Source organism: Desulfomicrobium baculatum DSM 4028 (assembly GCF_000023225.1).
Lineage (GTDB): Bacteria > Desulfobacterota > Desulfovibrionia > Desulfovibrionales > Desulfomicrobiaceae > Desulfomicrobium > Desulfomicrobium baculatum.
Map to the genome: position 1 here is coordinate 352,166 of NC_013173.1, position 25,865 is coordinate 378,030.

Sequence of the window (25,865 nt, forward strand, 5' to 3'; positions counted from 1 at the left end):
GCGGGGCCGAGGGCCATGCCGGCAGTGGGCCGCAGGCCGCATCGGGACTTCCCGGACTCCTACCGCTGCATCAGGGCCGCCGTGAGTTGCACTGCTTTTACCATGTCGTCGACGCGGATGAATTCATCCGTGGTGTGCACCCGGCTCATGCCGATGCCCAGGTTGATGCAGGACAGGCCCTGGCCGGAGAAGATGTTGGCGTCGCTGCCGCCGCCCGTGCCCTTGACCGCCGCGGTCAGGTTCAGGTCGTTACAGGCGTGCAGGGCACGGTGCAGCAGTTTGCTATCGGCGGGAACGTCCATGGCCGGGTAGGAGATTTCGTGGCTGAAATCAAAATTTCCGCCCAATTCCTGGGCCGCTTCGACGCAACACAGGCGCATGTGCTCGATCTGGGCCATGAGCCTGGCGTTGCTGTGCGATCTGGCCTCTCCGGTCAGGGTCACGCAGTCCGCAACGATGTTGGTTTGTCCTCCGCCCTCGATGCGTCCAAGATTGGCGACCGTCTCCTCGTCGATGCGCAGAAGCTTCATGCGGCTGACCGCGTTGGCCGCCATCTGGATGGCGCTGATCCCTTTTTCCGGTTCGATGCCGGCATGGGCCGCGCGGCCGTGAAAGGTAATGGTCATGCCGGCCTTGGATGGCGCGCGGACAATAATGGTGCCAACCTCCCCGCTTGAATCAAGGACGATGACGTCCCTGGCTTTGATCCGCGAAAAGTCCAGGTGCTTGGCTCCGAACATCCCGGCCTCTTCACAAACCGTGAAGAGCAGGAAAAGTTCGGGATGGGGGATGCCGTCTTCCTCAAGGTGGAAAAGGGCTTCCAGAATGGCGCTGATACCGGCCTTGTCGTCGCCGCCGAGGACCGTGTTCGTGGCGGAGCGGATGACGCCGTCGGTCAGGACGGGCTCAACGCCTATGCAGGGATCGACGCAGTCCATGTGCGCGGAAAAAGCCATGGCGTCGCCGGGGCCGGTGGCGGGAACGCGGACGATGACGTTGCCCGAGTTGCCGCCGAAAAAAGAGCCGGCGTTATCAACGTGAACATCATAGCCCCGGGCGCTGAGCAGGGCGCACAGGTGGTCGGCCACGGGTTTTTCCTGGCCGGAGGGGCTGTCGAGGCGGACCAGGTCGAGAAATGTGTTTGTCAGTCGCTCTTTATGTATCATGGGAATGAGATTCCTTGTGGATGGGAGTTGCCGATATCATTGCTTTTTGATTAGAAAAGGTCAACAAGCCAGAAATGAATCGGCAATGTCCGGGCTCAAGTCAATCTCTATAAACTCGGAGCATTCAACAGGATATTCAATAAAACAGGGAGATCTTTATGCGTGGAGAGAACACGGTAGAAACACACAGCACGTTCATGGGCTATCTGCTCTGGGTTTTCGGATTTACGGGAGCGCATCGCTTTTATTATGGTCGGCCCATTTCCGGGACGATCTATTTTTTCACCCTGGGCCTTCTTCTCATCGGCTGGATTGTCGACCTTTTTCTCATCCCGTCCATGGAACGCACGGCTGCGCTGCGATTTCGGGCCGGGCGCATCGATTATTCCCTGGCCTGGATTCTGCTCACATTTTTGGGCGTTCTGGGCGTACACCGCATGTATATGGGCAAGTGGATCACGGGAATCCTCTACATGCTGACCGGAGGTTTTTTTCTGATCGGCTATATCTATGATTTCTGGACATTGAACGATCAGATCACGGTCCTGAACGCTACCAACGGCTGACAGGCGGTATTCTATTCCTGCCTTTGGCGGTGCCTGAGAACCATTTGCGGGCCAGGGCGCTCAGTTCTCCCTCGGACTGCATTTCCAGGAGCGCCTCGTTTATCCTCTTGAGCAGCTCAGGTTGCCCTTTGCGCAGTGCGATGGCCACTTCGGAGCCCGGGTCCGGATTCATGAGCATCCGGATTTTGAGGCCGCGCTGCCTGGTCAGATATTTGCCGACTTCCAGTGGCATGATGGCCGCCGCGGTTTCTCCACGCGCCAGAAGGTCCATGGATTCTTCTTTGGTCTTGGCCTGCATGATGCGGATTTTGTGATGGATGCCTTCCTTTTTCCACAGCAGTTCCACAAAGGAGTGCCTGTCCCCGGTTATGACCAGGCCGAAAAGGTCTTCAACGCTGGTGGCGGTGCTGTTTGCGGCGACAAAGACCACGTCATGGCGTTTGGCGTAGGGCGCTGAGAATTCGAAATATTCGTGGCGGAATGCGTTGATTTCCATGCCCACGATCAAGTCTATCCGGCCGAAGAGCAGCATGTTCACGACATTGTCCCAATCTCCCTGCTCGAAACGGGCCGGCGTATCAAGCCGGGCGCAGACGGCCTTTGCCACATCGACGTCGAACCCGGCGGGCTCTCCATCAATGGCAAATTGATATGGCGGAAAGCCCGTCGCGACCCCGCAGGTCAAATGCTCCTGAGCCAGGCCAAGGCCGGTGCTTAGAAAGAGGGTCAGGAGAAGAAGGGGCAAAATCCGTATCATGGATGCTCCGCATGAAAAGAAGGATACGATTACAACCCCTTTATCTGAGTTGCGGTGTTTGAACAAGATCGGAACTCAAGATTGTTCGTTCTGCTCCGTGCCGCCCCCTGAAAAAGAAAAACCCGGCCGGGCCGGGTTTGCGTCTTAGTCCTGGTCGGGATTGAGTATCTTCTTGTCGAGCACGAAGACCGCTCCAATGAGCAGAAGAACGAACACGATGAAGGAGAAAAAGCCGAACCCTCCGGAGGAAGGGGCTTCCGCCGCTTCGGCATGCCCTTCGGCCGCGGCCTTTTCCACGGTCGGGTCCGCATGGGCGGCGTCCGCCTGTTCGGCTGGCGCCTGCTCGGCCGGAGCGTGGGCATCCTTTGCCGGTTCTGCGTGCATGGCGGGTTCGGCGTGGACCGGGGGCGTCACTCCGCCCAGGAGCTCGGTCTGGTTGGGATGAGCGCCCAGAATGTTCACCTTGCCGGTGAGGATGTCGTACACGGCTCCAATCACGATAACCCGGCCGTCCTTGGCCCGGTCGGCGATAGCGTGGCTGGTGTCGAGCAGGTCTTCGATGGCCTGCCAGACATTGGTCTCGATGGCCTGGACGATGAGTTCGGGAGTTTCGGCATCCGGGTGATCATGGCGAGCCTTATCCACCGCAGGCACGATGTTGTCGACCAGGGCGGGAATGCTGCCATGGACCTCGGCCCCCGTGGTCACGGCCGTGACGGCGCCGCAGTAGGAGTGTCCGAGCACCATGAGCACCGGCGTGCCGAGATGGTCCACGCCATATTCGGCGGACCCGATTTCGTCCGTGTCGGCCACGTTGCCGGCGACCTTGATCACAAACAAGTCTCCAATCCCTTGATCGAAAAGGATTTCAACCGGGACTCTCGAATCGGAGCAGGCGATGACCGTAGCGAAGGGGGCCTGTCCTTCCGTGGTGGTTAGCAGACGCCTGGAAAAACTGGTGTTGGGGTGGGTCGATTGGCCCAGGGCGAACCGCAGGTTTCCTTCGGTGAGCATCTTCAATCCATTTTCGGGACTTACGGGATGAGCGCCAGGAGATGACGCCATGACCGAAAGCGGAGCAAAGACAAGCAGAAAGACCAGGACAAGACGTTTGATGAACATGGTGAACCCCTGATTGAAGGTTTGAGGTGAGCAGCCGTGGCTGCGATCTTGCGAATATAGTATACTTGGGAAAATATTCTCAAATTTAGCGTAGCTTCAAGCATATTTCAAGAAGTGTTGTAATCGAAAGTTTCTTTTTGTCAGAGGACCTTGCGTGCCGATAAAAAAACGGCGCGCGGCCGAAGCCGTGCGCCGTGTGAGAGCGATGTGCATCCTGTTGCGATCAGCCTTTGAGCACAGTCTTGTCCATGAACACAATCACTCCGATAAGGGCGGCGATGAATACAAGGACAAGCATGAAGCCGGAGCCTCCGGATTCCTGCGCGGTCTGGGCGTCGCCTGCGGCTGCGCCGTGGTCTGTTTCGGCGGGAGCTGCGTGGTCTTCTGCCTGGGCGGCGTCTTCCTTGACGACGGCTTCATGGGATTCGGCGTCCTGACTTTCTTCCACCGCAGGAGCCGAAGTCGTCTGCGTCTCGGCCACGGCTTCGGTTTCGGGCGCGATTTCTGCCGCTGTTTCAGCCGCCACTTCGGTCTCCCCGGAAGGCAGCGTGAGTAGGTACTGTCCGACCAGAATCTGCAGTTCGGGGTGTGTGCCAAGAATCGTGACGGCTCCGCTCTGCGCGTCGACCACTGCGCCCACGACGGAAATCTGGCCCTTCAATACCGCATGGATCAGGTCTGGAGAGGCCACCAGCGTGTTGGCGTAGACCGCCCACACCGCTTCTTCTTCCAGCCCAAGAACGACAATCAGGGGGACGTTTATGTCCGTGCCCTGCACCGCAAGGCCGGTCTTGGGCCCAAAACCGCCTTCGGGCTTGACTACGGCGAGCTTTGGCTCGACCAGACCGAAAAGGTCGGTCACCGGTGCGGAGATGGCCGGATCGGCGATGACGATGGCCACGGGCGCCGGTTCCAGGCTTTGCTCCAGAACGAACTTTTCATTGCCCAGGGCCAGCGCCTTGAGGGCGGCTTCGGGAGCGGCGGCCAGAGCGGACGCGGCAACGGCACAAAAGAGTACCGTCAGGGAGAGGATTCTTTTCATGTACGGTTTCCTTATAGAATGAAGTTTGTGGTCTCAGGGAGTGTCCGGGCCCGTATCATCCCCGGAGCATAATCCTTGTTTGTACGCTTCGATGGCGTCCTTGTGCGCGCTGGCCAAGACGTCGCTCCCGCAGTACCTGCAGGAGATGCGCGCCACGGCTCACCTGCCCCTGATCTGCGCCGGTTTGCCGCAGATCGGGCAGGGAATGTCGAGGTTTTCGCGGGACTGGTCCGAACGCATTATTTTTCCAATTGCTGAATGCCTTCCACGACCCAGTGCTTGGCGCCGCCGGTTTCGTAGCGGCTGAAATGCCACGCTTCGCGGACCTGTTCCGCCGGAGCCGAAGTCGAATCCTCGCGCAGCATGGTATCGAAGAGAACCGTGGCGATGGTCTGGTTGCCGACGGCTTTAACTTCAAGCAAGGATGCTTCAAGAAACAGGATCTCCGTCTTGCCGGGATTGGGGTCCGCTTCGGCCTGGGACTGGATTTCAGCGAAAACCTCCGTGGAGGTGAACTGGCGCAGATCATCAAGGTCGCGGGCATCCCATGCGGCCTGCAAGCGGGTGTAAGCGGCCTTGGCGCCGTCCAGAAATTCCCGGGCGTCAAATCCCGCAGGATACTCCGGGGTCGAAGTCGATGTATGGTTCTGTGCGGTGCGCAGGTTGTCCCATGCTCCGCGATTCATGTCATGCGTCTGGGAAGGTCCTCCGGCAGTCTGAGCGGCGGGTTGCCTGCTACGCAGAAAACGCATCAGCAAGAAGAGGCCGCCGCCGATGAGCAGAATATCCATAAAGCCAATGCCGGAAAACGCTCCGCCAAAAAAGAGGGAACCAAGCAGTCCGCCCATGAGCATTCCGCCGAGCATTCCGCCGAACATCCCGCGTCCGCCCATGGGGGCAGCGCCGGGAGCTGCCTGCTGTGAGGGGGTGGAGGTTGGAGCCGCGGGCTTTTGGTAACTTTTGGAATAGGATGGCTTGCTCCCGAAGGAGCCGCCGCCGCCCATGCGTCTTGCGTCGGCCAGATCGGGCATGGTCAACAGAATAAGGCCCAGGCTGAGAATGATGGCTCCCAGGAATGAGAATTTTGTCACAAGTCCTCCTTGATGAGTTTGATCCCGTAACCGATATGGGGACGGGAAGGAAACTGGAAACATGAATGCGCGTTATCTGTAAATATAATGGCCCGATGCGAATAGGAAAGGGCTGCGCGCGTGGAAGAAGGGCCAAATATAAAAAAAAAGGCAGGAGCGAAAAAATTCGCACCTGCCAGGGAAGCCGGGTACCCGAAAACAACTGTTACCGCTGCTTCCTTTCGGACCTGACGGGGTTGGCAGCGTTTCCGCCACCCGGCTTCCCTTTCATTTTTCAATATGGCGGAGAGGAGAGGATTCGAACCTCCGGTACCCGTTGAGGTACACACACTTTCCAGGCGTGCGCCTTAAACCAGACTCGGCCACCTCTCCGCGTTCGGGAAAAACGTTCCTATGTCAGTGCACTTGGTTTGGCAAGGGAAAAATTGGCGGAAATTGCAAATTCAAATTCTTCAAGGCCACGAGGCGAGATTATGTTCCGGTATTGACAGTTTTCAGATTGAAAGCATATTTTGAATGTACAATGATGGCATAAAATGGAGGCACCATGAAGACCTTGAGTATCCGCGGCGTGGATGAGGATTTAGGTAAACTCATCAAGATTGCAGCAAAAAAAGAAGAAAAAAGCGTCAATAATTTCGTGTTGGATGTCCTGCGCAAACAGGTCGGAACAGGCAAGGAGAAGCGATTTTCGCGGGAGTGGCATGACCTGGACAGCCTTTTCGGCTCGTGGAGCGCCGAGGAATATGCCGACATCCAGGGCAGGATCGATGCGCAGAGACAGGTCGACGATGAGCTTTGGAAATGAACAGAATACTGATCGACACCAATATTTATTCCGGAGCGTTGCGCGGCGATCAGGAGCTTATCCGGGTTTTGCGGGGAGCCGAACACATTGGCCTGAGCGCCATATCCCTGGGCGAGCTTTTTTCGGGGTTCAAAGGGGGAAACAGGGAGGAGGAGAACAAAAGGGAACTCGGCATATTTCTCGATTCTCCACGGGTGGCGCTGTATCCGGTGGACGAGTACACCGCCGAGCATTATTGCTCCATTCTCGATCAACTGCGCCGTAGCGGCACGCCCATACCCACCAATGACATCTGGATAGCGGCTATAGCCTTTCAACACGGATTTGCGCTGTTCACGCAGGACCGGCAATTTTCAAAAATTGAAGGCCTGCTGCTCCGCTAGGCCTACACAACATTTTCACCTGCTTTGTCACGAGATGCATCCCGGAGAGATTTCTCCGGTGCGTGCAACGCGCTGTTTCGACGAAACCATTCACAGTTGCTGCCTTACCCACGCCTGGATTTGACCTGCGGGCATGGCTCCGGCCGTGCGTGCGGTCTCTTTGCCATGTCGGAAGAGGACCAGACTTGGCACGGACTGGATGTTGAAACGTGAGGGGACGGCGCGCTGGGCTTCGGTGTCCATCTTGGCCAGGATCACCTGCCCTTGAAGGGCCGCCGCAGCCTCGGTAAAGGCTGGCGCCATCATCTTGCACGGCCCGCACCAGGGCGCCCAGAAATCTACCAGCACAGGCAGAGCGGAACGGGAGACGAACCGCTCGAAAGTCTGGTCCGTAAGTTCGATCGGATGGGCGGGCAGAAGGGGGGTCGCGCATTTCGCGCAGACCGGGTTCTGGCGGATGCGTTCGGTCAGGACGGCGTTGATGGTCCGGCAGTTTGGGCAGACGGCATGTATTTTTTCCATGAGGTTGGCCTCCGGTTTGTGGTGGGTTAGAACGTATTGAGAATAAACATTATTAGGCGCAGGGCAAGGTGATGAAAGAAGATGGGGATGAGTTACGGCACGCGAGCCGTTGTCAGCGTGGCCCTCAGCACCGTTCCAACTCCCCTCCTGCCAAGGAGGGGTGCCCGAAGGGCGGGGTGGTTGCCTCTTGCTCAGTGGGCGACTCGAAGAGAGACGAGGCGCCCAACAATAAAAAACCCTCCAATCGGAGGGTTTTTTATTGTTGGGCGTGGTCATGGGCTTTAGATGCCCATGATGTTGTATCCCGAGTCCACGTAGATGACCTCGCCGGTGATGGCGCGGGACAGGTCCGAGGCCAGGAAGAGGCCGGTCTTGCCTACGTCTTCCTGGATGATGTTGCGGCGAAGCGGGGCGCGTTCCTCGATGGTGGCCAGGATGGTCTTGAAGCCGGAGATGCCGGACGAGGCCAGGGTCTTGAGCGGCCCTGCGCTGATGGCGTTGACGCGGATGCCGCGCTCGCCCAGGTCCATGGCCAGGTAGCGCACGCTGCACTCCAGCGCGGCCTTGGCCACTCCCATGATGTTGTAATTGGTGATGACCTTTTCCGCTCCGTAGTAGGTCATGGCCATGACCGAGCCATTGTCGTTCAGCAGAGGGTCAAACGCCTTGCACAAGGCCACCAGCGAGTAGGCGGAGATGTCCATGGCCAGATGGAACCCTTCGCGGGAGGTGTCCACATAGCGGCCTTTCAGATCGTCGCGATTGGCGAAGGCCACGGAATGAACGAGGATGTCGAAATTGCCCCATTTCTCCTTCACGATCTCGGCGGACTCGGCGATGGCCGCGTCGTCGGCCACGTCGCACTGAAACATGAATTCACTGCCGAGTTCCTCATGAATAGGCTCGACTCGTTTCTTGAGCGCCTCTCCTGCGTAGCTCAGCGCGATGGACGCGCCGTTGTCCTTGAGCTCCTTGGCAATGGCGTAGGCGATGCTCTTGTCGTTGGCCACGCCGAAAATCAGGGCTTTCTTCCCTTGAACGAGCATGGATTTTCTCCGGTAATGTTTGCGCCTTACGGCAATTGCAAAGGGGAACCCGTCAGCAGTTCAAAGGCTTCCAGGTATTTCTTCTGTGTTTCGGCGATGACTTCGGCGGGCAGCGCCGGGGGCGGAGGGGTCTTGTCCCATTCCGTGCTGCTCAGCCAGTCGCGCAGATACTGCTTGTCGAAACTTGGTTGTGACTGGCCCGGGACGTACCTGTCCGCAGGCCAGAAACGGGAGGAATCCGGGGTCATGACCTCGTCGATGAGCAGGATGTCCTTTTCGTTCAGTCCGAACTCGAACTTGGTGTCGGCGATGATGATGCCGCGCTGCGCAGCCAGATCGCGTCCGCGTGAATAAATGGCCAGGGACAGTTCCTGGATCTTTTTGAGCAGCCCTTCACCGATGCGGGATTTGGCGTCGGCCAGGGTGATGTTTTCATCGTGCGCGCCGAGGTCCGCCTTGGTGGACGGGGTGAAGAGCGGAGTTTCCAGTTTGGCGGAATCGACCAGCCCGGTGGGAAGCTTGTATCCGCAGACCGATCCGGTGGCCTTGTAGTCTTTGAAGCCCGAGCCGGTCAGATAGCCGCGCACAATGCACTCGATGGGCAGGGGCTTGGCCTTGCGGACCACCACGGCCCGGCCTTCCAGTTCATCCGCGTATGGGGCCAGGGCGGCGGGAAAGTCACGCACGTCCGTGGCCAGAAGGTGGTTGGCGGCCAGGTCCTTGAAGGCGTCCATCCAGAAGAGGGTGATCTGATTGAGGACCACGCCCTTGTAAGGGATAGGTTCGTTCATGATCACGTCAAAGGCGGACATGCGGTCCGTGGTCACGATAAGCAGGGTTTGCGGGTCGATCTCGTAGATATCGCGGACTTTTCCGCGAGAGAGGAGCGGAAATTCACGGATTTTTGTTTTGGTAACGATTTTCATGGGTTCTCCAAACGTTGTTCGACGCTACGGGCATGAGCTTCAAGCCCTTCCAGGCGGGCCAGACGGGCCACCTTGGAACCGTGACTGTTCATGTAGGCCTGGTCAGTGCAGATCAGGCTTGTTTTTTTGCAAAAAGTGTCCACCGACAGGGCCGATGAAAAGCGCGCTGTGGAAAGAGTGGGCAGCACGTGGTTTGGTCCCGCAAAATAATCGCCTACGGGTTCGGGCGTGCTGTGGCCCATGAAAACGGCCCCGGCGTTGCGCACCGCGCCGACGAGCGCCCAGGGGTCGGCCACGCTCAGTTCAAAATGCTCGGGAGCGAGGCGGTTGATGAGATCCATGCCCATTTCAAGATCGGGCACATGAATGAGCGCGCTCCACTCGGACAGGGATTTGGATGCGATTTCCTGACGCGGCAGCGCGGGAAGCTGCCGGGCAAGTTCCTTTTTGACTTCTTCCAGGAGTTGCTGGTCTGCGGAAATGAGGATGCTTGAGGCCAGCGGGTCGTGCTCGGCCTGGGAGAGCATGTCCGCGGCCAGCCATTTCGGGTTGGCGGTGGAGTCGGCCAGGATGGCAATTTCGCTCGGCCCCGCGATCATGTCGATGCCGACCTGTCCGACCAGCAGCCGCTTGGCTGTGGTCACGAAGATGTTGCCGGGACCTGCGATGACATCGACCCTTGGGATGGATGCAGTGCCGTAGGCCAGGGCCGCTATGGCCCATGCCGAACCGCACATGAAAATGGTGTCGATGCCGAGAATGGCGGCGGTGGCCAGAATATAGGGGTTCAGCGTTCCATCCTTGCGCGGCGGACTGACCACGCAGATGGCCCCCACCCCTGCGACCTGGGCCGGAATGGCGTTCATGAGCAGGCTCGAAATGAGCGGAGTTTCCCCGCCCTGACCGCCGGGCACGTAGAGCCCAGCGCGGTCCACTGGCAGCACGAGTTGGCCCAGTGTGGTGCCGGGAGCAGGAGTGGTGATCCAGGAGTTCTGCTTCTGGCGCAGGTGGAAATCGCGGATATTGGCTGCGGCTTCGCGGATGATGGCCGCGTCTTCTGCGGGTATCAGTTCCAGGGCGCGGCCGATATCGGCCTTGGGCACCGGCAGCCCCGCCGCGCTCAGCGACGGGCAGTCAAAGCGCCGGGTGTATTCGGCCACGGCCTCGTCGCCGCGCTCACGAACCTGGGCCAGAATGTCCCGCACCAGCGGCTCGACATTGTCCTCGCCCGCATCACGGCGCGCCATCCAGGACGCGATGGCGGTCCAGTCATTGGGTGACGTATATTCAAGAAATCTCAAAGGCATGAATGCTCTCGCATGGGTTCTGAAGTATGGTGATGGGTGGACAAAGTCATGGATTCCCGTTTTCACGGGAATGACAGAGGCGAGCACACCGTCCTTTGTCATTCCCGCGAAGGCGGGCCATGTCGGGCAACGGCGCGAAATCCATGCATCCATTCTCCCTGGGAGTCGCTTTACCAACAAAATTTGTATGCCCCGAACCCCCCAAAAGTCAATTCCTACATCAGGAGTGAAGTGTCGTCCGCGCGCTTCACCACTCATGAAGGCCGCTCGCAAATAAAAAAGGGCCGGAGTTTTGCGTCTCCGGCCCCAAAGGCGTCAGGTGTGAAAACCCGAATTAGAACTTGTACTGGAAGCCGACGGTGGCGAAGTAGGAAGAATCCAGATCGTCGCCAGTGGCATCTTCGTAAACTTCGCTGGAAGCCTGGAAGTAGCCCAGTTCGTTGATAGCAGCCAGGTTTTCATAGATCATGTACTTGTTGACCAACCAGAGTTCCCACAGGTCGTCTTCTTCGGTGAATTTAACAGCGGCACCGCTGGGCTTGGTAGCGTCTTCGTCAGAAGTACCCTGAGCGTAGGCGATAACGAGCTTGTGGGACAGTTTGTCAACAAAGGAGATGTCGTCGAGCACGAGGCCCAGAACCCACAGGCCTGTGCCATCGTTGCCGACACCAAGGGCGTCGGTGCCGAAGGAGTCGTTAGCAGCGATGAAGGCGCGGTCGCCGCCAACATAGGGGGTCAGGCCCCAGCCTTCTGCCAGAGTCGGCAGTTTGTCGTCTTCGTCTGTGTCTTCGTCATAGCCGGTGGCGTAGGTGGTGAACAGGGTGGCGGTCAGCATGTCCATCTTGTAGGAAGCGGCCAGAGCGGCGTACCAGCCCTTGGTCTCGTAGGCATCGCTATCGCCTTCACCATAGATCAGGTCGGCAGCGAAGGTCAGCGGGTCGAACATGGTCAGAGCGGCGTTGGCACCTACGACCCACACGGTGGAGTCATCGTTGGCGTCAAAAGACTTTGTGGAGTTCTGGCCAAGCCAAGCGTATCCGAAGTAAGGAGTAACTGAGACGCCGTCCAGAGTGACGGGAGTAGCGATGAAAGCCATATCTACGTCGTCTTTGTCGTAGCCTTCGCTGACGAGCAATTCGTCGCTGAAGCTGTTGCTCATATCGGTGCCGCGGGTATAGCCGACGGTCACGCCGAACATGTCGTTGATGGGAGCGGCTACGGTGATGGCAGCGGCGTCGTCATCGAAAACGGGGTTGCCGAAAATACTGGGCAGAGCGATGTACTGCAGGCCGGCCTGTACTTCGATCTGGGTGTCGGGGAAGATAAAGTCGAGGTAGGCGTGCTTGACTTCAAGGGTTTCCTTTCCGTCGGTGCCCCAGTTTGCTTCTTCGCCAGCGCCCCATACGTTGTCAAATTCAAAACCCAGGACAGCCTTCAGGTTTTCGTTGGCCACGTAATCAAAGTAGGTGCGCATGCGCTGTACGGTGGTGTAGTTGTCGCCGTCGGCTACGTCGGAATCATGGTCGTTCAGGTTGGAGGACCACATGCCGTAGACATCGAAGTTGCCGCGAACTTTCAGTTCGGTGGCGGAAGCGCTGGTGACCATGCTGAACAGCAGGGCGGCAACCAGGGCTACGAGAGTAAAACGTTTCATGTTCTTTCTCCTTTTGCTGTGAAAAAATCTAATCATCTGACGCCTGAAAAGCTTTTAGTTCAGGTTCGGTCCAAAAAGCAAGCCTTTTTTGGCTGCAAACGGGGTAAAAGTAAAAAAATTTTTACCGTCCAGTTTTTTGAATCCGCTTATTGCTTGGTTACGTCCAGGGGGTAAGCCACGACCATGGTGCGTTTTTTGGCCGTCCCGGCCATTCCGGTGTGGGAGTTGATACTGACCACCAGGTCGAGCGCGCCGTCATTGTCCATGTCGGCCAGGGCATAGTCCGTGACCGTGCCCTTGATGCGCGCCGTCTTCCATTGCAGGCTCATGCCGACACCGTCCCAGTACATGGAGTGGATCTCGCCCTGGGGGTAGTCCCGGTAGTTGGAGAAGAACTGGGCCGAGACGGAGATGTTGCGGCTGATGATCAGTTCGTGGCGGCTATCCTTGTCCAGGTTTGACGGAATGGCCCGCAGAGGAATGAAAACCTTGTTCGCCGGCATATTCTGCTCCGTGGGCGGCTGCAGGCCCATGGGGGCTGAGTGGTATTCGATGCCCAGATTGGACCCGGCATACGTTTCGTCGGTAGTCGTCAAAAGAGTGCCCGTGGCGCTGTAAATTCTCATGTGGTCATAGTCGTCGATAATGATGATCTGGTGGTTTTCTTCAAATGGCAGGAAGGTCACGTTGAAGACCGTGCCGCCAAGGGGGAGGTCTATGGCCGGGCCGATGTCGTAAGTGTCGCCACGTTTGATCATCTGGTGGATCTTGCTGTCCAGATATTTGGAGCGTCCCGTGCCCTGGCCCACAAGTGTAGGCATGAAGGACGGAGGCATGTTGAGGACTCCAAGAAAGTACGGAATCGATTCGGCCTTTACGGAGAACTTGCCGTCGAATTCAACGATGAGGGACTTAGGGTCCTTGTCCAGGGCCGCAGCGATGACCAGTTCGTGGCGGCCGTCGCGGTTGATGTCGATGCTGTTCAGGCGCACGTAGTTGCGGTTTTTCGGCAGATCCAACTCGGCGATCTGTTTCATTTCCCCGTCAGAGACTCTGTATGCGATCAGAGTGCTGTCCGTCATCAGGAACACCTCATTCTGCCCATCCCCGTCCCCATCACACACCACCATGCCGCGCGAGGTGAAAGGGAGGGTCTGGCTGCGCCAGCGGCCCATGGTGGAGTCGGCGTCTTCATACTTGAGGGAGGGGTTGGCGTAGGCCGTGGCCCCTTTGGTTTCATTGACGATGAGGGCTTCATTCATGGGCGTGACCGCGGGCTGGGCCTTGGCCACGGCCGACTCGGGCTTGCCGAATACCTGGGAGTTGATGTCTTTCGCCACGGTTTCCAGGCTCGGGATGACCTGACTTAAGGTCGACTGCGTCGGGCGGGGAATGTTCTGGCCTTGCGGGTCCAGGGTGTTGACGTCCAGGCTGCATTCCTGGCCCATGACGGTCAGCGATCCCCAGACCAGATAATCCACGCCCAGCGTCTGGCGGATCTTTTCGGCTGAAGCGGCGTCCGCAGGCAGCGTTGCCGCGGCCTTCCTGATTGCGGCCGCATCAAGAGGAGTGAAATTTTCGGGCCAGGTCAGACGCGTGGTCAGCATGCTTTGAATGCCCTGGCTCAAATATTGATACTCCTGCGGTCCATGCACCCCAAAGGGCAGCACCGCAAAGGTCTTGGCCTCCTGGGCCAGGGCCGGAGCGGCGCAAAGAAGCAGGACGGCGAGGTTGATGAGAAGTCTCTTGAACATTGTCTCCTCCGGGAATACAGATTTCGGACTTTGTCGGTTGAATGGCGAACAATAAAGTGGTTCTTCATGGTAAGGAATCCGGGGAATGTCAACAACTGCCGTGGATGCGGCGGGTTGGGCGCGGCATATTTTCATCGCACCCTAACAATAATAAGAGGACCCATGATCTCAAGACGCGACCTTCTTTTCGGCATGGCCCGCCGCCTGCGCGAGTCGGGTGGGGACAAGCCTGTTTCCGGCATCGGCGTCGATATCGGCGCCGCCGATGCGGCCTATGTGCGCAAGGACTATGGCGCCGCCCGCGACCTTTATAAGGAAGTGCTCAAGGAGAACCGCGCCCACAAGGAGGCCCGGATCAGGCAGGGGATGTGCCACTATCATCTGGGCGAATACGTGCAGGCCAAGGACCAGCTGCTGATGGCCTTCAAGCAGCATCCCGGCGATTATCTGGCCTGCCTTTATCTGGGCCTGGCCTATGCCCGGCGTGAGCAGCTTGAGAAGTGCATGGAGGTCTGGAAGGGTTTTGTGGATCGCGATCACATCGCGGTCATGCGCGAGATCAACGTGCATCGCGCTCTTTTCGAAACCGGCGAGCCCCTGACCGGAGCGGAGGTGGCCGAAGCCGTGGAAAAGGCGCTGACGCAAGCGTAGTGCGCTCATCCCGCCGCTGCCCCCGGTCCTGCTTTTTCATTAGCCCGTCAGGATTTTTGCGGCTGGCGGATGCTTTTTCGCGTGCCCGTTGTTTCCGCGATTCGTGAACGGGGCAAAACGCCCCGCTCGTTTCTCCCTGCCGATATTTCATCCATGATTTCAAGTGATTTGGCTGCCGGATTCCCGTTTTGGGGCGAAATGTCCCCGCGGGGCGAAACGCCCCGTTTTTTGGCTTGAAATTACGTTACGGTCTCTCCCCCCGCTCTTCAGTGGCGAACCCGTTCGTCGTGCTTTTTTTGTAGCCTTTCATAAAATCAGCCGGTTGCAATACCCGTTTAGGTCCGGCCTTGTTTGTTCATGTGCAAAAGCGGGCGCGCGTTGGCATGTGCGTTGCTTTATGTGTTTGAACCAGAAGAAGGCTTGCTTGCGGATCAAGCGGGCAGGCTCGCCAAGGAGGACTGAGTGACCGACGCCAATATCTTGCTTGTCGACGACGATGCGCAGTTCATCGAAATCATGAAGAAACGCCTGACCATGCGGAGCATGGAGGTGTTTCACGCAGGCAGCGGCGAAGAGGCCTTGCAGAAGCTTGCGCTGCATGGCGAAATCGAGGTTGTCATCCTTGACGTGAAGCTGCCCGGACGCAGCGGCATCGAGATGCTGCAGCTCATCAAGCAGCAATTTCCTCTGGTGGAAGTGATCATGCTGACCGGACACGCCACCGTGGAATCGGCCATCGACGGCATGCGGCTGGGGGCTTCGGATTATCTGATGAAGCCATGCAGCATCGATGTGCTGGTCGAAAAGGTCAAGGAAGCGGTGGAGAAAAAGCGCAGGCATGAAGAGAAGATCGTCGACGCACGGGTTCGGGAGATCGCCAGTCGCCGAACGTAGCGGCGACCAAAATGGAGCGCTCATGGCTGACAGCATCCTTCTTATCGACGACGAGACGCAGTTCCTGGCCACCATGGCCAAACGCCTGCGCAAAAGGGGCTTTCTCGTCCGGGAGGCCGGCAGCGGCCTGGAGGGGTTGCGAGAGCTTGAGGTGGAACCCGCCGATGTGGTAGTCCTTGATGTCGGAATGCCCGGCATGGACGGCATTCAGGTCTTGCGGGAGATAAAGCTACGTTTTCCGCAGGTGCAGGTGCTCATGCTGACCGGGCACGCCGACATGGAAGTCGCCATTTCGGGCATGGCCATGGGCGCGTTCGACTATCTGATGAAGCCGGTGGAGCTTGATGTCCTGGTCGGCAAAATCCGGGAGGCCTGTTCCCGGAGCAGGAAAGCGGGTGAGAGGCGCGGGTTGGAGTAAGCCACCTGCATAGGGAACATGGTCCTGAATACACAAGATTACGAGGAGGCGGTAACGCGTATGGGATTCTTTAAAGATTGGGGAGCATTCATGGTGGAGGGCTCGCGGTCCTTTGCCCGGTGGGAAGTGGAAAACGCCCGAATCATCATGGGCGACAAGAAACGGATCTGGCTGCTGTGCCTCATGCTCATTCCCGCCTTGCTTGGCGGATGGGCCTATGCCGATGAAATCGGCCAGGTTCTGCCGACCGTGATTGGCGGCAAGGAAGCCTACAGTCCTTCCTTTTACAGCCTGTATATTTTCTTTGTGTCGATTTTCGTCGGTGTTGGCGCGGGGCTCATTTCGGGCTGCATCGGCGCGGGCGGCGGCTTCATCATCGCCCCGGCGCTCATGAGCGCGGGCGTCAAGGGCATCCTGGCCGTCGGCACGGACCTCTTTCACATTTTCGCCAAGGCCATCATGGGCAGCGTCCTGCATCGCAAGATGGGCAACGTGTCCGTGCCCCTGGCCTTCGTCTTCCTTATCGGCGCCATCATCGGCACGACAGTGGGCGCAGGCATCAACCGTGCGCTTTACAATATCAATCCGGTTTTGAGCGACGCCTTCATCACCACCGTGTACACGGTCATGCTCGGCTTCCTGGGTTTTTACGGCATGTACGACTACTGGAGCGCCAAGAAGGCCGGTCATTCAGGCGGCGCGCATGATACCAGCGAAGGCACCGGCATGACGGGCATCGCCAAGAAACTGCAGTCCGTCAATTTGCCGCCCATGGTCTCTTTCGACCAGGGCCTCATTCCCGGCGGGCGCAAGATCTCCTGGATATTCCTGGTCCTGTCCGGCATCCTGGTGGGCATGGCCGCCGGTATCATGGGCGTTGGCGGCGGCTTCCTGACCTTCCCCATCTTTGTTTACATCCTGGGCGTCTCTTCGCTCACCACCGTCGGCACGGACATCTTCCAGATCGTGTTCACGGCCGGTTACGGCGCCATCACCCAGTACGCCATCTACGGCTTCATCTTCTACACCCTGGCCATGGGCATGCTGCTCGGTTCCCTGATCGGCATCCAGGTCGGCGCGCTGGTGACCAAGGTCGTTCCCGGCATCACCATTCGCGGCTTCTTCGCCCTTTCGGTCATGGCCGGTTTCGTCAACCGGTTCTTCGCCCTGCCCAAGAAGATGGTCGCCATGGGCTATCTGCCCGAATCCATGGCCGGTTTTACCAAGGTCATGGACACGGTGGGCATGTACCTGTTCTTCATCGTCATTGCCCTGTTCGGCGTCTGGGTATTCGGGGCTTTCTTCAAGAACATCAAGACACTGAAGTACGAGGACTGATCTTATGATTCACAATAAAAAGGAATTCACCGGGGGACTTGTCCTGATCGTGGCCTTCTTCATAGTCCTTATCGCCATGTTCCAGCCCCTTTTCGACGGGCACAACGCCATGGGCTATCTGGACAACCTGTACAACTCCATCTCCAAGGGTTCGGCCTACTATGTCGACAACCTGAAGGAAGAGGCCAAGACCGTGTCCGGCTACCAGGTCAACGTGACCATGAAGATGGAAAGCGAGACGCAGGCCGCCGACAGCGTTGCGCTGATCACCACCGCCGGGGCCACGGCTTCCGCCCAGGGCAAGGAGCTGACCGTGAGCGGCGACTACCTCGCCATTCTGAGCGCCAGCCTTGAGGACGCGGACAAGATGTATCATAATGACGGCGCTGCCTTGAAGGCCAAGTACCCCATCTATGAATCCAAGGATGACCGCCAGGCTCTCTACAATTGGAACAAGATCCTGTCCGGTTTAGACAAGGGGTTGACGGAGCAGGAAGCTTTCGCGGAAGCCAAGGTTGCCTTCAACATCAACGCCAAGGTCGTTGAGACCGCCTACAATTACTACAGCATCGTGCCTGAGCAGATCAGAGACAAGGCCGGAATAGTTATCTTTTCCCTGGTTTTCTATGTCTTCTACACCATGTGGTACGGCTTCGGCATCCTCTTCATGTTCGAAGGATGGGGGCTGAAGATCAGCGGTCATTAATGTGCAATGCCTGCAGGGGCTTGCCCTGCACGTGATTCATCATTTTCGGCGTGGCCTCTTAGGGGCCGCGCCGAATTTTTTTGGGCCGGGCGAATGTCCTTTGCCAGGTGAGCCGGCTCAAGGTACGGGAGCGGTTATGAATCTTTCCGAGTATTACAATACGGTCATGGAGCTCAGCCACGGTATCGTCATCACCCTGGACGAAAAGGGGCTGATCATCCATGGAAATTCGCGCTTCGAGGCGCTTTCCGGTTACGAGATAGGTTCCATCGCAGGCAAAGACTGGTTTGAGCTTTGCGTGGATGCCAAGCGCGCGGACACGTCCAGGGAGATTTTCGCCGCGATCGTCGAGGCGGGGACGCTGGCGTTCATGAAAGGCTCACTCATGGCCAGGGATGGGCGCAAGATTTATATAGATTGGAACATGAAGCCTCTGTTCGATTCCCATCACAGTCTGGTCAGCGTGCTTTGCGTCGGCCAGGACGTCACGGCCCATGTGCTGCGCCAGCATGAACTGCTGCACGAACACGGCCGGCTGGTGGCCCTCAACAAGGAATTGTCCTGCCTGCACGCCATGAATCGCATCGTCTCGAACATGGACAGCGAGCTGCCGGACATCCTGCGCGAGATACTGGCCATCATCCCCCCTTCGTTCCAGCATCCCGAGTCCACGGGCGTGCGTCTGCAGCTTGACGGCCAGGTGATCATCAGCGGAAAGTTCACGCCCGATGCCTCGTGCCGCCTGGAGCAGGAGGTGGTGGTGCAGAGGGTGAAGCGCGGGCATCTCAGCGTCAGCCTGTCGGGCAGCGCCGAGGATGGAACGGCCTATGCCTTTTTGCCTACCGAATCCGAACTTCTTGGCGCCCTGGCCAAGCATGTGGGCTGGATCATCGCCAAGCGCGAAGCCCTGTCGACCAAGAGGAACCTCGAACGCCAATTGCAGCATGCCGACCGGCTGGCCAAGATCGGCCAGTTCGCGGCCGGAGTGGCCCATGAATTGAACGAGCCCCTGGCCAACATCCTCGGGTTCGCGCAGCTGGCCGAACAGACCCCGGGCCTTCCGGCGCAGGCCATGAAGGATCTGGACAGCATCATCAAGGCGGCCCTGCACAGCCGCGAGGTGATCAAGAAGCTGATGATCTTCGGTCGTCAGGTGCCGCTGCGAAAAACGCTCATCGATTTGAATCAGGTCATCCGTGATTCCCTGTACTTCATCGAGATGAGCGCATCCCGGGGCAAGGTCGAGGTGCGCATGAACCTGGCCGAAGGTCTGCCGACGATCATGGCCGACCCGCAGCATCTGAAGCAGGTCATCGTCAATCTGGTGGTCAACGGCATCCACGCCATGCCCGGGGGCGGGGTCTTGACCATAGAAACCCTGTCCTTCAAGGATGACGTCTACCTCCTGGTCAGCGACAGCGGAGTGGGCATGACCCCGGACGTTTTACGGCAGATTTTCAATCCGTTCTTCACGACCAAGGACGTGGATCAAGGCACGGGCCTTGGCCTTGCGGTGGTGCACGGGATCGTCCATGCACACGGCGGGGTCATCGAAGTGGAGAGCGAACCGGGCCGCGGCACGCGCTTCGAGATCACTTTTCCCTGCGGCGGGAGCGGGCGTGAAATGAATCCGGCCATGGACGACAAATAAGGACGAAAAAGCATGCAGGACAAGGCTACGACAATTTTGGCCGTGGACGACAGCCCCGCCACCCTTGAAGTCATCTCGCGCAACCTGACCGGGGCGGGATATGTGGTCCATACCTGCGGCAGCGTCGAGGAGGCCGGAGCCTTTCTGGACGAGACGCCCGTGGACCTGATCATCACCGATTACAAGATGCCTCGGGCAAACGGTCTGGAGCTCATCAAATATGTGCGGGACAATTTCAAGGATACCGAGATCATGATGATCACGGGCTATCCGACGATCAGCGGGGCCGTGGAGGCCATGCGCGACGGAGCCGGAGAGTACCTGGCCAAGCCTTTCACCGGCGAGGAGCTCTTGGCCGTGGTCCGGCGGATTCTTGAAAAACAGGTCAGGAGGCGCGCCGCCCATGCAGGCGGCCAGGAACTCAGCGCTTTCGGGATCATCGGCAACTGTCCGGAGATGCAGGCCGTTTACGGGCTTATCCGCAAGGCCGCGCAGACCAGCGCCAATGTATTCATTTCCGGGGAATCGGGCACCGGCAAGGAAGTGGTGGCCCGCGCCGTGCACTATAACAGCGACCGCAGGGCTTCGGCCTTTGTGCCGGTCAATTGCTCGGCCATTCCCGACACCCTGCTTGAGAGCGAACTCTTCGGCCATGTCAAGGGCGCCTTCACCGGCGCCAAGGACAGCCGGGCCGGTTTTTTCGAGATCGCCAACGGCGGGACCATCTTTCTGGACGAAATCGGAGACGCCAGCCCGAGCTTGCAGGCCAAGCTGCTCCGGGTCATGCAGAGCAAGGAATTTTGCATGGTCGGGTCGTCACGCACCCGCACCGTAGACACCCGCATCATCGCAGCCACGCACAAGGATTTGAAACGGCTGGTGGCGCAGGGCCTTTTTCGGGAGGACCTCTTTTACCGCATTCACGTCGTGGAGATCCGCCTGCCGTCCCTGGCCGAACGCGGGGACGACATCCTCATGCTGGCCAATCATTTCCTGCGCAAATTCTCCGCGGACATGAATCGCGAGACCCCGCGCATGACCGACGAGGCTCTGGACGCCATGGCCCAGTACGCCTGGCCCGGCAATGTCCGGGAATTGGAGAACCTGTTGCAGCGTCTGGTCATCGTCGGTGACGGGCCGGTCATCGACATCACCGACCTGCCCGAGTCCATGCGCTTTTCCATCACCCGTGGCCGGCACGGAGACAAGACCCTGGCCGAGGTGGAAGCGGACCACATCCGCGCGGTCCTGGCCCGCACCGGCGACAACAAAACCCGCGCCGCCGAGATCCTGGGCATCGACCGCAAGACATTGCGGGAGAAGTTGAAGCGTCTGGGGTTGGGGTGATTTTTTTTCCGACCCAACCCGGCCCGCTCGTGCGGGCAGGTCAGTCAACGGGGAAATACCCCCTCCCCCTGCGGGTACTCCCCCTTGGCAGGGGGAGAATGAGATAGCGCTTTGAGCTCCAACTCCCCTCCTGCCAAGGAGGGGTGCCCGCAGGGCGGGGTGGTCGCCTCCTGTTTCATGTCTTTAATTCTTTAAGGCGGTGCCGCTCGGCAATATCCGCCAGTAGCCGCTCCGACTCCCCTCCTGCCAAGGAGGGGTGCCCGAAGGGCGGGGTGGTTGCCTCTTAATCCATGTCTTCCTACAAGAACTTCTTGAACACCGCCTGCAAACTTTCCGCCGTGAAGGGCTTGCGCAGGATGTCGTTGACCCCGGCTTCCAGGGCGGCCTTGTTGTCGTTGGCTTCGTCCTGGGTGGTGACCATGACCACAGGCAGGTCCTTCTTGGAGAAGGATTTGCGGATCGCCCGGGTCAGGTCGATGCCGGTGATGTCCGGCATGTTCAGGTCCGTAAGCACCATCTCCGGGGTGTTCGATTGCAGCCATTCCAGGGCGCTGGCCGGGAATTCGAAGAGCACGGGCTCGAAGCCCAGTTCGTGCAGGGTCGATTTGTAGATGCTCAAAATCATGCGCGAGTCGTCCACGGCGCAGATGCGTTTGCGGGCCGCCGTCTTTTTTTCTTCCGGGGCCAGGAGTTTCAATGCCAGCCCAGAGTAGCCGTGCTCTTTCAGAATGGCGTAAAAGAAGTCGCGGATGTCCTGATGGGCCCGGCCAAGGTGGCTTAACGCCATGGGCTGGAAGCTTTCCTCTTCCATGAGACTTAAGAATATCTCTTTGGCCTGGGCGTTGATGGCTGTCTTTATGATGCGGTGGGCATCCTCGTCCCTTTCGCTGGCCAGGTTCTTGATTCCGGCGGCCATGATCTCGTTGAAATTGCGGTCGATGGCCTTGGCCGCGGCGATGCAGACATGGTCCACCGGATCGCTGAGACCCTGAGTCAGCACGTACGCCCCCCGGTCCAGCGGCAAGAGGCCCAGGGCTTCGTAGGCGGCGAAACGCACGTTGGCGTTGGCGGGGTGGGTGTGCAGCAGTTTGCGGATAGGCGAGATGGCGGCCGGGTCGCCGATGTCGCCCAGCACATTTAATGTATGGATGCGCAGGTCGGCGTCGTCGAAGAGCAGATTCTCGGTCAGGATGGGCACGGCCTTTGGGCCGATACCGACCAGGGTCTTTTTGGCGTAGGTGCGCAGATGGGCGTAGTGGGAGCGCATGGCCTCATTGAGTTTGTCCAGGGAGATGGAGTCCTGAACCTTGGCGAAAATGTCGAGGATCAAGAGATCGAGCTGGTTGTCCGTGCCCATGCGTTCGGCCAGCCGCAGCATGGCGGTGGGCGTGGCCAGCTTGCCCAGAGCTTTGGTGGCGCTGATGATAAGAATCCTGTTGCCGGAATAGAGGAACTCGCTGACGGCGTTGGTGGCCTGCGGGTCGCCGATTTCTCCCAGGGTGTCGAGGATCTGGTTGATCTCGCTCACGTCAGAGGCCGCGAGCAGGGCTTCGATCAGATTGTCGACCACTTCTTCCAGACGCAGCTCTCCGGCCATGGCAATGTACATGCTGCGGCAAGGGGTTTGCGGGTCGCTTATGGCCTTGGCAAGCAGCTCCGGCTGGGCGAGAATCTTGACGGCCAGGATTTCCCGGACCAGCGGCAGGCCCGCGACCATGTCCCGGTGTTCGGCAATGAACCTGCACAGGACCGGCACGGCAAACTCGGGCGCAGCCTCCCGGAAAGCGCCAAGCACCTGCTCACGGATTTTTTTATCCATGTTCTCCAGGTATCCCAGTACCAGGCGTGCCTTGATGGGGTCTTTTTGGTGGATGTTGTCCTTGATCTCGGCGAGCAAATGGGCGTGATCAGCCATGGCGGCCTCCCAGGTTGGGGATGAGGGCGGACAGGAGCGAACCCAGGGCGTCGGCGGATGCATTGGCCTGACTTAGGATTTCCGCATGCGATGTTTCGGCCATGCAATCCGGCAGGTTTTTGTTGGTCAGGCAGGAAATTCCCAGCACCTTCAGGCCCATGTGATGGGCGGTGATGGCTTCGGGCGCCGTGGACATGCCGATGGCGTCGGCTCCCATGATGCGATACATACGAGTCTCGGCCGGAGTTTCAAGGCTCGGGCCGGCTACCGCCACGTACACGCCCTGCTCCAGGCGCTGTCCGCAGGCCAGCCCGGCCTGCATGGCCTGCTCCCGCAACGTGGGGCAATACACCTGGGACATATCGGGGAAGCGCGGTCCCCAGGCGTCGACATTGGGGCCGGTCAGCGGGTTGTGCCCGGTCATGTTGATGTGGTCGGTCAGCAGCATGAGCCCGCCGGTGGCAAAGAGGGGATTGAGTGCCCCGGCGGCATTGGTCAGAATCAGGTTGCCGGCCCCGAGCAGGGCCAGGCAGACAATGGGCAGAGTCACTTCCTGCGGACGATAGCCTTCATAGAGGTGAAAGCGGCCGGAAAAGATGAAGACCGGCGTGCCCTTGATCTCGGCCACAAGCAGCGCCCCCGCGTGTCCTTCAACGGTGGAGACCGGGAAGCCGGGGATGTCAGAGTAGGGGATGCTTTTTTGAATCCACGCGGGCTTGATCCATTTCCCCAGGCCGCTGCCGAGCACAAGGCCGGTTTTGGGTGCGGACGGGCAGTTGTTTTTGATCCACTCGGTGGCGGTCAGGGCTCTGGTCTGTATATCGGTCATTGTCGTTATCCTTGTATTTTTAGTCTGGAAGCTCGTCGGCCCGTGAATCTGGACAGTTCTCCAAAGGCTGTTATAGGGTTTCCAGAAGCTGGTTTTTTTGAAATTTTGCAGCGTGTTTCGGGGCTGCCGCGATTTAAAGAAATCATACTCATTTTGTATCTTTCTTGCGGATTGTTTCTGTTTTGGCAAGGATTCCGAAGAGTTTATTTCCATTTTCAGCGAGGATGGCCCCGCCGGCCGGACTTGCCCCGATGCGATTATGGATATAAGCGGGTCCGGCTTTATGAAGGAGTTTCGTCTTTTTTCAACGCCCAACAGTTCATACAAGGAAAGGCTCTTTTAAACATGAAGAACCCTATCGAATTCAAAAAACATAAAGTTCTCATTGCCAACCGGGGTGAGATCGCCATTCGCATCATGCAGGCCTGCCGCAAGCTGGGTCTGGCATTTGTGGCGCTTTTCACCGAGCCGGACAAGGACAGCGAGCACTGCGTCCTGGCGCGCAAGCTCGGCGGGGAAGAGTCCCTGTACCGGGTCAGTTCATATCTCGACGCCAACGAACTCTTTGCCGTGGCGGATGAGGCCAAGGCCACGGCCATTCATCCCGGATACGGCTTCTTTGCCGAAGATTACCGTTTCGCCCGCCGCGTGGCCCAGCGTGAGCATAAGCTCATTTTCATCGGGCCTTCCTGGCAGGTCATCCGCGAGCTTGGCGACAAGATCAACACCAAACGCCTGGCCCGCAAGCTCGGCGTGCCCACGGTGCCAGGATCGGACAAGCCCGTGACCGACGATCTCGAAGCCGAGCACATCGCCAAGTCCCTGTTCGATTTTCAGAAGGAACAGGGGGTGGCCAAGCCCGTCATCCTGGTCAAGGCTTCGGCCGGAGGCGGCGGCATGGGCATCGAGGAAGTGGAGGATCTGGACAAGTTCCGCAGCGTCCTGCGCCGCATCAAGAGCTACTCCAAGCGCCAGTTCCGTGATGAAGGCGTGCTCATCGAGCAGCGCATCTTCGACTTCAACCATCTGGAAGTGCAGGTCGTGTCCGACCGCACGGGCCAGAATCCAGTCCATTTCGGCACCCGCAACTGCTCGGTGCAGTCCCCCGGGCACCAGAAGCGCATCGAGGTCGCGCCCGGATTCGACCCGTCCTCCCTGCGCTACGCCTTCGACGCCAAAAAGGTGCTCGAAGACATCACCGAATACTCCCTGCGCATGGCCCGCGAAGCCGGCTACGACAACGTCGGGACCTGGGAATGGATCGTCAGCCCCACGGGCCAGCCGTTCCTGATGGAGGTCAACACCCGCATCCAGGTCGAGAACGGGGTTTCGGCCCGCATCGCCGCCATCAAGGGCAAGGGCGACGTGGACCTCATCGCCGAGCAGATCCGGGTGGGTTTGGGCGCGCCGCTCGGGTACACCCAGAAGGACATCACCCTGAACGGCGTCGGCATCGAATACCGCATCATCGCCGAGGACACGGACAACAAGTTCTCTCCCTGGGTCGGCCGCATCACCTCCTTTGGCTGGCCGGGGCAGGATTGGCTCAAGCTGCACAGTCAGGTCCCCACGGATCGGGAATACGAGATCCCGACGGATTTCGACCCCAACCTGGCCCTGGCCATCATCTGGGGCAAGGACCTGGCCGAGGCCAAGGCTCGTGGCGTGGAATTTTTGAATTCTCTGAACCTGCAGGGCGTGAACGCTTCCGGCGAGGCCTTGAAGTCCAATGTCGAATTCCTGAAGCGCAAGACAGAGGGCATCCTGGCTTTCTAGAATTTGAGCCGGCTTCGGGATCAATTCCGCGCCGGGTATTGATTAAGCGCTCAAGCTACGCCGGTTCGTCCGGTATGATAGTGAATAATTACCAATGTTCAGGCTGTTCAAAAATGGTGAAATGCGAGAAACAAAGAAAATCCAGGACCGAAGCGTACGTGTGCCCGCAAGGGTATTTTACAGACGCGAGGGTCCG

Annotated in this window: 24 protein-coding genes, 1 tRNA gene and 1 other RNA gene; 11 read left to right on the plus strand and 15 right to left on the minus strand. The window is 58.7% G+C overall.

The features are described from left to right. Positions 1-59: 59 nt before the first annotated feature. On the minus strand, positions 60-1,166 hold the full coding sequence (locus DBAC_RS01560; protein WP_012805510.1) for a M20/M25/M40 family metallo-hydrolase: 1,107 nt from the start codon (positions 1,164-1,166) through the stop codon (positions 60-62). Between the two features lie 158 nt (positions 1,167-1,324). Here DBAC_RS01560 and DBAC_RS01565 point away from each other — a divergent pair, with 158 nt between their 5' ends. Beyond that, positions 1,325-1,732 (plus strand): NINE protein, encoded by a 408-nt coding sequence (locus DBAC_RS01565; protein WP_012805511.1) that lies wholly within the window; start codon positions 1,325-1,327, stop codon positions 1,730-1,732. Here DBAC_RS01565 and DBAC_RS01570 read toward each other — a convergent pair. The 6 genes from DBAC_RS01570 to DBAC_RS01590 form a co-directional block, all read right to left on the minus strand. Continuing rightward, positions 1,719-2,489, minus strand: a complete 771-nt coding sequence (locus tag DBAC_RS01570) for a transporter substrate-binding domain-containing protein (RefSeq protein WP_012805512.1) — start codon at positions 2,487-2,489, stop codon at positions 1,719-1,721. The two genes, DBAC_RS01565 and DBAC_RS01570, sit on opposite strands and share 14 nt — an antisense overlap. A gap of 144 nt (positions 2,490-2,633) precedes the next feature. Further along, positions 2,634-3,611: a carbonic anhydrase gene (locus DBAC_RS01575; protein WP_012805513.1), complete on the minus strand. Its 978-nt coding sequence runs from the start codon at positions 3,609-3,611 to the stop codon at positions 2,634-2,636. A 223-nt stretch (positions 3,612-3,834) separates the two neighbouring features. Next, positions 3,835-4,653, minus strand: a complete 819-nt coding sequence (locus DBAC_RS01580; RefSeq protein ID WP_012805514.1) for a carbonic anhydrase — start codon at positions 4,651-4,653, stop codon at positions 3,835-3,837. Between the two features lie 239 nt (positions 4,654-4,892). Beyond that, the gene (locus DBAC_RS01585; protein ID WP_012805515.1) at positions 4,893-5,744 is read right to left on the minus strand and encodes a Tim44 domain-containing protein; all 852 of its coding nucleotides are present in this window, start codon (positions 5,742-5,744) and stop codon (positions 4,893-4,895) included. Positions 5,745-5,916: 172 nt separating this feature from the next. Further along, an RNA gene (ffs, locus tag DBAC_RS17505) (signal recognition particle sRNA small type) lies at positions 5,917-6,012 on the minus strand. A 12-nt stretch (positions 6,013-6,024) separates the two neighbouring features. Then, positions 6,025-6,116: transfer RNA gene (locus DBAC_RS01590), tRNA-Ser, on the minus strand. Between the two features lie 175 nt (positions 6,117-6,291). On the opposite strand from DBAC_RS01590, the gene DBAC_RS01595 reads away from it, so the two are divergent. Then, positions 6,292-6,552 (plus strand): toxin-antitoxin system HicB family antitoxin, encoded by a 261-nt coding sequence (locus DBAC_RS01595; RefSeq protein ID WP_012805516.1) that lies wholly within the window; start codon positions 6,292-6,294, stop codon positions 6,550-6,552. Continuing rightward, positions 6,549-6,935: a type II toxin-antitoxin system VapC family toxin gene (locus DBAC_RS01600; RefSeq protein WP_012805517.1), complete on the plus strand. Its 387-nt coding sequence runs from the start codon at positions 6,549-6,551 to the stop codon at positions 6,933-6,935. Before DBAC_RS01595 ends, DBAC_RS01600 begins: the two co-directional genes overlap by 4 nt. Positions 6,936-7,025: 90 nt before the next feature. Here the strand turns inward: DBAC_RS01600 and trxC are convergent, their stop codons facing one another. The 6 genes from trxC to DBAC_RS01630 form a co-directional block, all read right to left on the minus strand. Then, positions 7,026-7,457 carry a thioredoxin TrxC gene (trxC, locus tag DBAC_RS01605; protein WP_012805518.1) on the minus strand — a complete coding sequence of 144 codons (432 nt, stop codon included), beginning with the start codon at positions 7,455-7,457 and terminating at the stop codon, positions 7,026-7,028. Positions 7,458-7,738: 281 nt separating this feature from the next. Further along, complete coding sequence (locus DBAC_RS01610) at positions 7,739-8,503, minus strand: enoyl-ACP reductase FabI (RefSeq protein WP_012805519.1); 765 nt, start codon at positions 8,501-8,503, stop codon at positions 7,739-7,741. Positions 8,504-8,529: 26 nt separating this feature from the next. Continuing rightward, entirely contained in the window at positions 8,530-9,429 is a 900-nt protein-coding gene (locus tag DBAC_RS01615; protein WP_012805520.1) for a phosphoribosylaminoimidazolesuccinocarboxamide synthase, read from the minus strand. Further along, positions 9,426-10,736 (minus strand): histidinol dehydrogenase, encoded by a 1,311-nt coding sequence (gene hisD / locus DBAC_RS01620; RefSeq protein WP_012805521.1) that lies wholly within the window; start codon positions 10,734-10,736, stop codon positions 9,426-9,428. The genes DBAC_RS01615 and hisD overlap by 4 nt, the downstream gene beginning before the upstream one ends. Positions 10,737-11,070: 334 nt before the next feature. Continuing rightward, the gene (locus tag DBAC_RS01625) at positions 11,071-12,390 is read right to left on the minus strand and encodes an outer membrane homotrimeric porin (RefSeq protein WP_012805522.1); all 1,320 of its coding nucleotides are present in this window, start codon (positions 12,388-12,390) and stop codon (positions 11,071-11,073) included. A 146-nt stretch (positions 12,391-12,536) separates the two neighbouring features. After that, the gene (locus DBAC_RS01630; RefSeq protein WP_012805523.1) at positions 12,537-14,144 is read right to left on the minus strand and encodes an FG-GAP-like repeat-containing protein; all 1,608 of its coding nucleotides are present in this window, start codon (positions 14,142-14,144) and stop codon (positions 12,537-12,539) included. Between the two features lie 162 nt (positions 14,145-14,306). On the opposite strand from DBAC_RS01630, the gene DBAC_RS01635 reads away from it, so the two are divergent. The 7 genes from DBAC_RS01635 (at position 14,307) to DBAC_RS01665 (ending at position 21,149) form a co-directional block, all read left to right on the plus strand. After that, positions 14,307-14,795, plus strand: coding sequence for a tetratricopeptide repeat protein (locus tag DBAC_RS01635; RefSeq protein WP_012805524.1), 489 nt, complete (start codon positions 14,307-14,309; stop codon positions 14,793-14,795). 462 nt (positions 14,796-15,257) lie between these two features. Beyond that, on the plus strand, positions 15,258-15,689 hold the full coding sequence (locus DBAC_RS01640; protein ID WP_012805525.1) for a response regulator: 432 nt from the start codon (positions 15,258-15,260) through the stop codon (positions 15,687-15,689). A 22-nt stretch (positions 15,690-15,711) separates the two neighbouring features. Continuing rightward, complete coding sequence (locus tag DBAC_RS01645) at positions 15,712-16,107, plus strand: response regulator (protein ID WP_012805526.1); 396 nt, start codon at positions 15,712-15,714, stop codon at positions 16,105-16,107. Positions 16,108-16,167: 60 nt separating this feature from the next. Continuing rightward, positions 16,168-17,445: a sulfite exporter TauE/SafE family protein gene (locus DBAC_RS01650; RefSeq protein ID WP_043810219.1), complete on the plus strand. Its 1,278-nt coding sequence runs from the start codon at positions 16,168-16,170 to the stop codon at positions 17,443-17,445. A gap of 4 nt (positions 17,446-17,449) precedes the next feature. Then, positions 17,450-18,151: a hypothetical protein gene (locus DBAC_RS01655; protein WP_012805528.1), complete on the plus strand. Its 702-nt coding sequence runs from the start codon at positions 17,450-17,452 to the stop codon at positions 18,149-18,151. A gap of 136 nt (positions 18,152-18,287) precedes the next feature. Continuing rightward, on the plus strand, positions 18,288-19,802 hold the full coding sequence (locus DBAC_RS01660) for a PAS domain-containing sensor histidine kinase (protein WP_012805529.1): 1,515 nt from the start codon (positions 18,288-18,290) through the stop codon (positions 19,800-19,802). A gap of 12 nt (positions 19,803-19,814) precedes the next feature. Beyond that, positions 19,815-21,149 (plus strand): sigma-54-dependent transcriptional regulator, encoded by a 1,335-nt coding sequence (locus DBAC_RS01665; RefSeq protein WP_012805530.1) that lies wholly within the window; start codon positions 19,815-19,817, stop codon positions 21,147-21,149. 298 nt (positions 21,150-21,447) lie between these two features. Here DBAC_RS01665 and DBAC_RS01670 read toward each other — a convergent pair whose 3' ends face one another. Further along, complete coding sequence (locus DBAC_RS01670) at positions 21,448-23,064, minus strand: response regulator (protein ID WP_012805531.1); 1,617 nt, start codon at positions 23,062-23,064, stop codon at positions 21,448-21,450. Then, complete coding sequence (locus tag DBAC_RS01675) at positions 23,057-23,893, minus strand: purine-nucleoside phosphorylase (RefSeq protein ID WP_012805532.1); 837 nt, start codon at positions 23,891-23,893, stop codon at positions 23,057-23,059. The genes DBAC_RS01670 and DBAC_RS01675 overlap by 8 nt, the downstream gene beginning before the upstream one ends. 345 nt (positions 23,894-24,238) lie before the next feature. Between DBAC_RS01675 and DBAC_RS01680 the strand changes: the two genes are divergently transcribed. After that, the gene (locus DBAC_RS01680; protein WP_012805533.1) at positions 24,239-25,669 is read left to right on the plus strand and encodes an ATP-binding protein; all 1,431 of its coding nucleotides are present in this window, start codon (positions 24,239-24,241) and stop codon (positions 25,667-25,669) included. The last annotated feature ends 196 nt before the right edge of the window (positions 25,670-25,865 follow it).

Coding starts and splice junctions, on each gene's coding strand:
- DBAC_RS01560 (WP_012805510.1), bottom strand. CDS start 1,166: ATGATACATAAAGAGCGACTGACAAACACATTTCTCGACCTGGTCCGC.
- DBAC_RS01565 (WP_012805511.1), top strand. CDS start 1,325: ATGCGTGGAGAGAACACGGTAGAAACACACAGCACGTTCATGGGCTAT.
- DBAC_RS01570 (WP_012805512.1), bottom strand. CDS start 2,489: ATGATACGGATTTTGCCCCTTCTTCTCCTGACCCTCTTTCTAAGCACC.
- DBAC_RS01575 (WP_012805513.1), bottom strand. CDS start 3,611: ATGTTCATCAAACGTCTTGTCCTGGTCTTTCTGCTTGTCTTTGCTCCG.
- DBAC_RS01580 (WP_012805514.1), bottom strand. CDS start 4,653: ATGAAAAGAATCCTCTCCCTGACGGTACTCTTTTGTGCCGTTGCCGCG.
- DBAC_RS01595 (WP_012805516.1), top strand. CDS start 6,292: ATGAAGACCTTGAGTATCCGCGGCGTGGATGAGGATTTAGGTAAACTC.
- DBAC_RS01600 (WP_012805517.1), top strand. CDS start 6,549: ATGAACAGAATACTGATCGACACCAATATTTATTCCGGAGCGTTGCGC.
- trxC (WP_012805518.1), bottom strand. CDS start 7,457: ATGGAAAAAATACATGCCGTCTGCCCAAACTGCCGGACCATCAACGCC.
- DBAC_RS01610 (WP_012805519.1), bottom strand. CDS start 8,503: ATGCTCGTTCAAGGGAAGAAAGCCCTGATTTTCGGCGTGGCCAACGAC.
- DBAC_RS01615 (WP_012805520.1), bottom strand. CDS start 9,429: ATGAAAATCGTTACCAAAACAAAAATCCGTGAATTTCCGCTCCTCTCT.
- hisD (WP_012805521.1), bottom strand. CDS start 10,736: ATGCCTTTGAGATTTCTTGAATATACGTCACCCAATGACTGGACCGCC.
- DBAC_RS01625 (WP_012805522.1), bottom strand. CDS start 12,390: ATGAAACGTTTTACTCTCGTAGCCCTGGTTGCCGCCCTGCTGTTCAGC.
- DBAC_RS01630 (WP_012805523.1), bottom strand. CDS start 14,144: ATGTTCAAGAGACTTCTCATCAACCTCGCCGTCCTGCTTCTTTGCGCC.
- DBAC_RS01635 (WP_012805524.1), top strand. CDS start 14,307: ATGATCTCAAGACGCGACCTTCTTTTCGGCATGGCCCGCCGCCTGCGC.
- DBAC_RS01645 (WP_012805526.1), top strand. CDS start 15,712: ATGGCTGACAGCATCCTTCTTATCGACGACGAGACGCAGTTCCTGGCC.
- DBAC_RS01650 (WP_043810219.1), top strand. CDS start 16,168: ATGGGATTCTTTAAAGATTGGGGAGCATTCATGGTGGAGGGCTCGCGG.
- DBAC_RS01655 (WP_012805528.1), top strand. CDS start 17,450: ATGATTCACAATAAAAAGGAATTCACCGGGGGACTTGTCCTGATCGTG.
- DBAC_RS01660 (WP_012805529.1), top strand. CDS start 18,288: ATGAATCTTTCCGAGTATTACAATACGGTCATGGAGCTCAGCCACGGT.
- DBAC_RS01665 (WP_012805530.1), top strand. CDS start 19,815: ATGCAGGACAAGGCTACGACAATTTTGGCCGTGGACGACAGCCCCGCC.
- DBAC_RS01670 (WP_012805531.1), bottom strand. CDS start 23,064: ATGGCTGATCACGCCCATTTGCTCGCCGAGATCAAGGACAACATCCAC.
- DBAC_RS01675 (WP_012805532.1), bottom strand. CDS start 23,893: ATGACCGATATACAGACCAGAGCCCTGACCGCCACCGAGTGGATCAAA.
- DBAC_RS01680 (WP_012805533.1), top strand. CDS start 24,239: ATGAAGAACCCTATCGAATTCAAAAAACATAAAGTTCTCATTGCCAAC.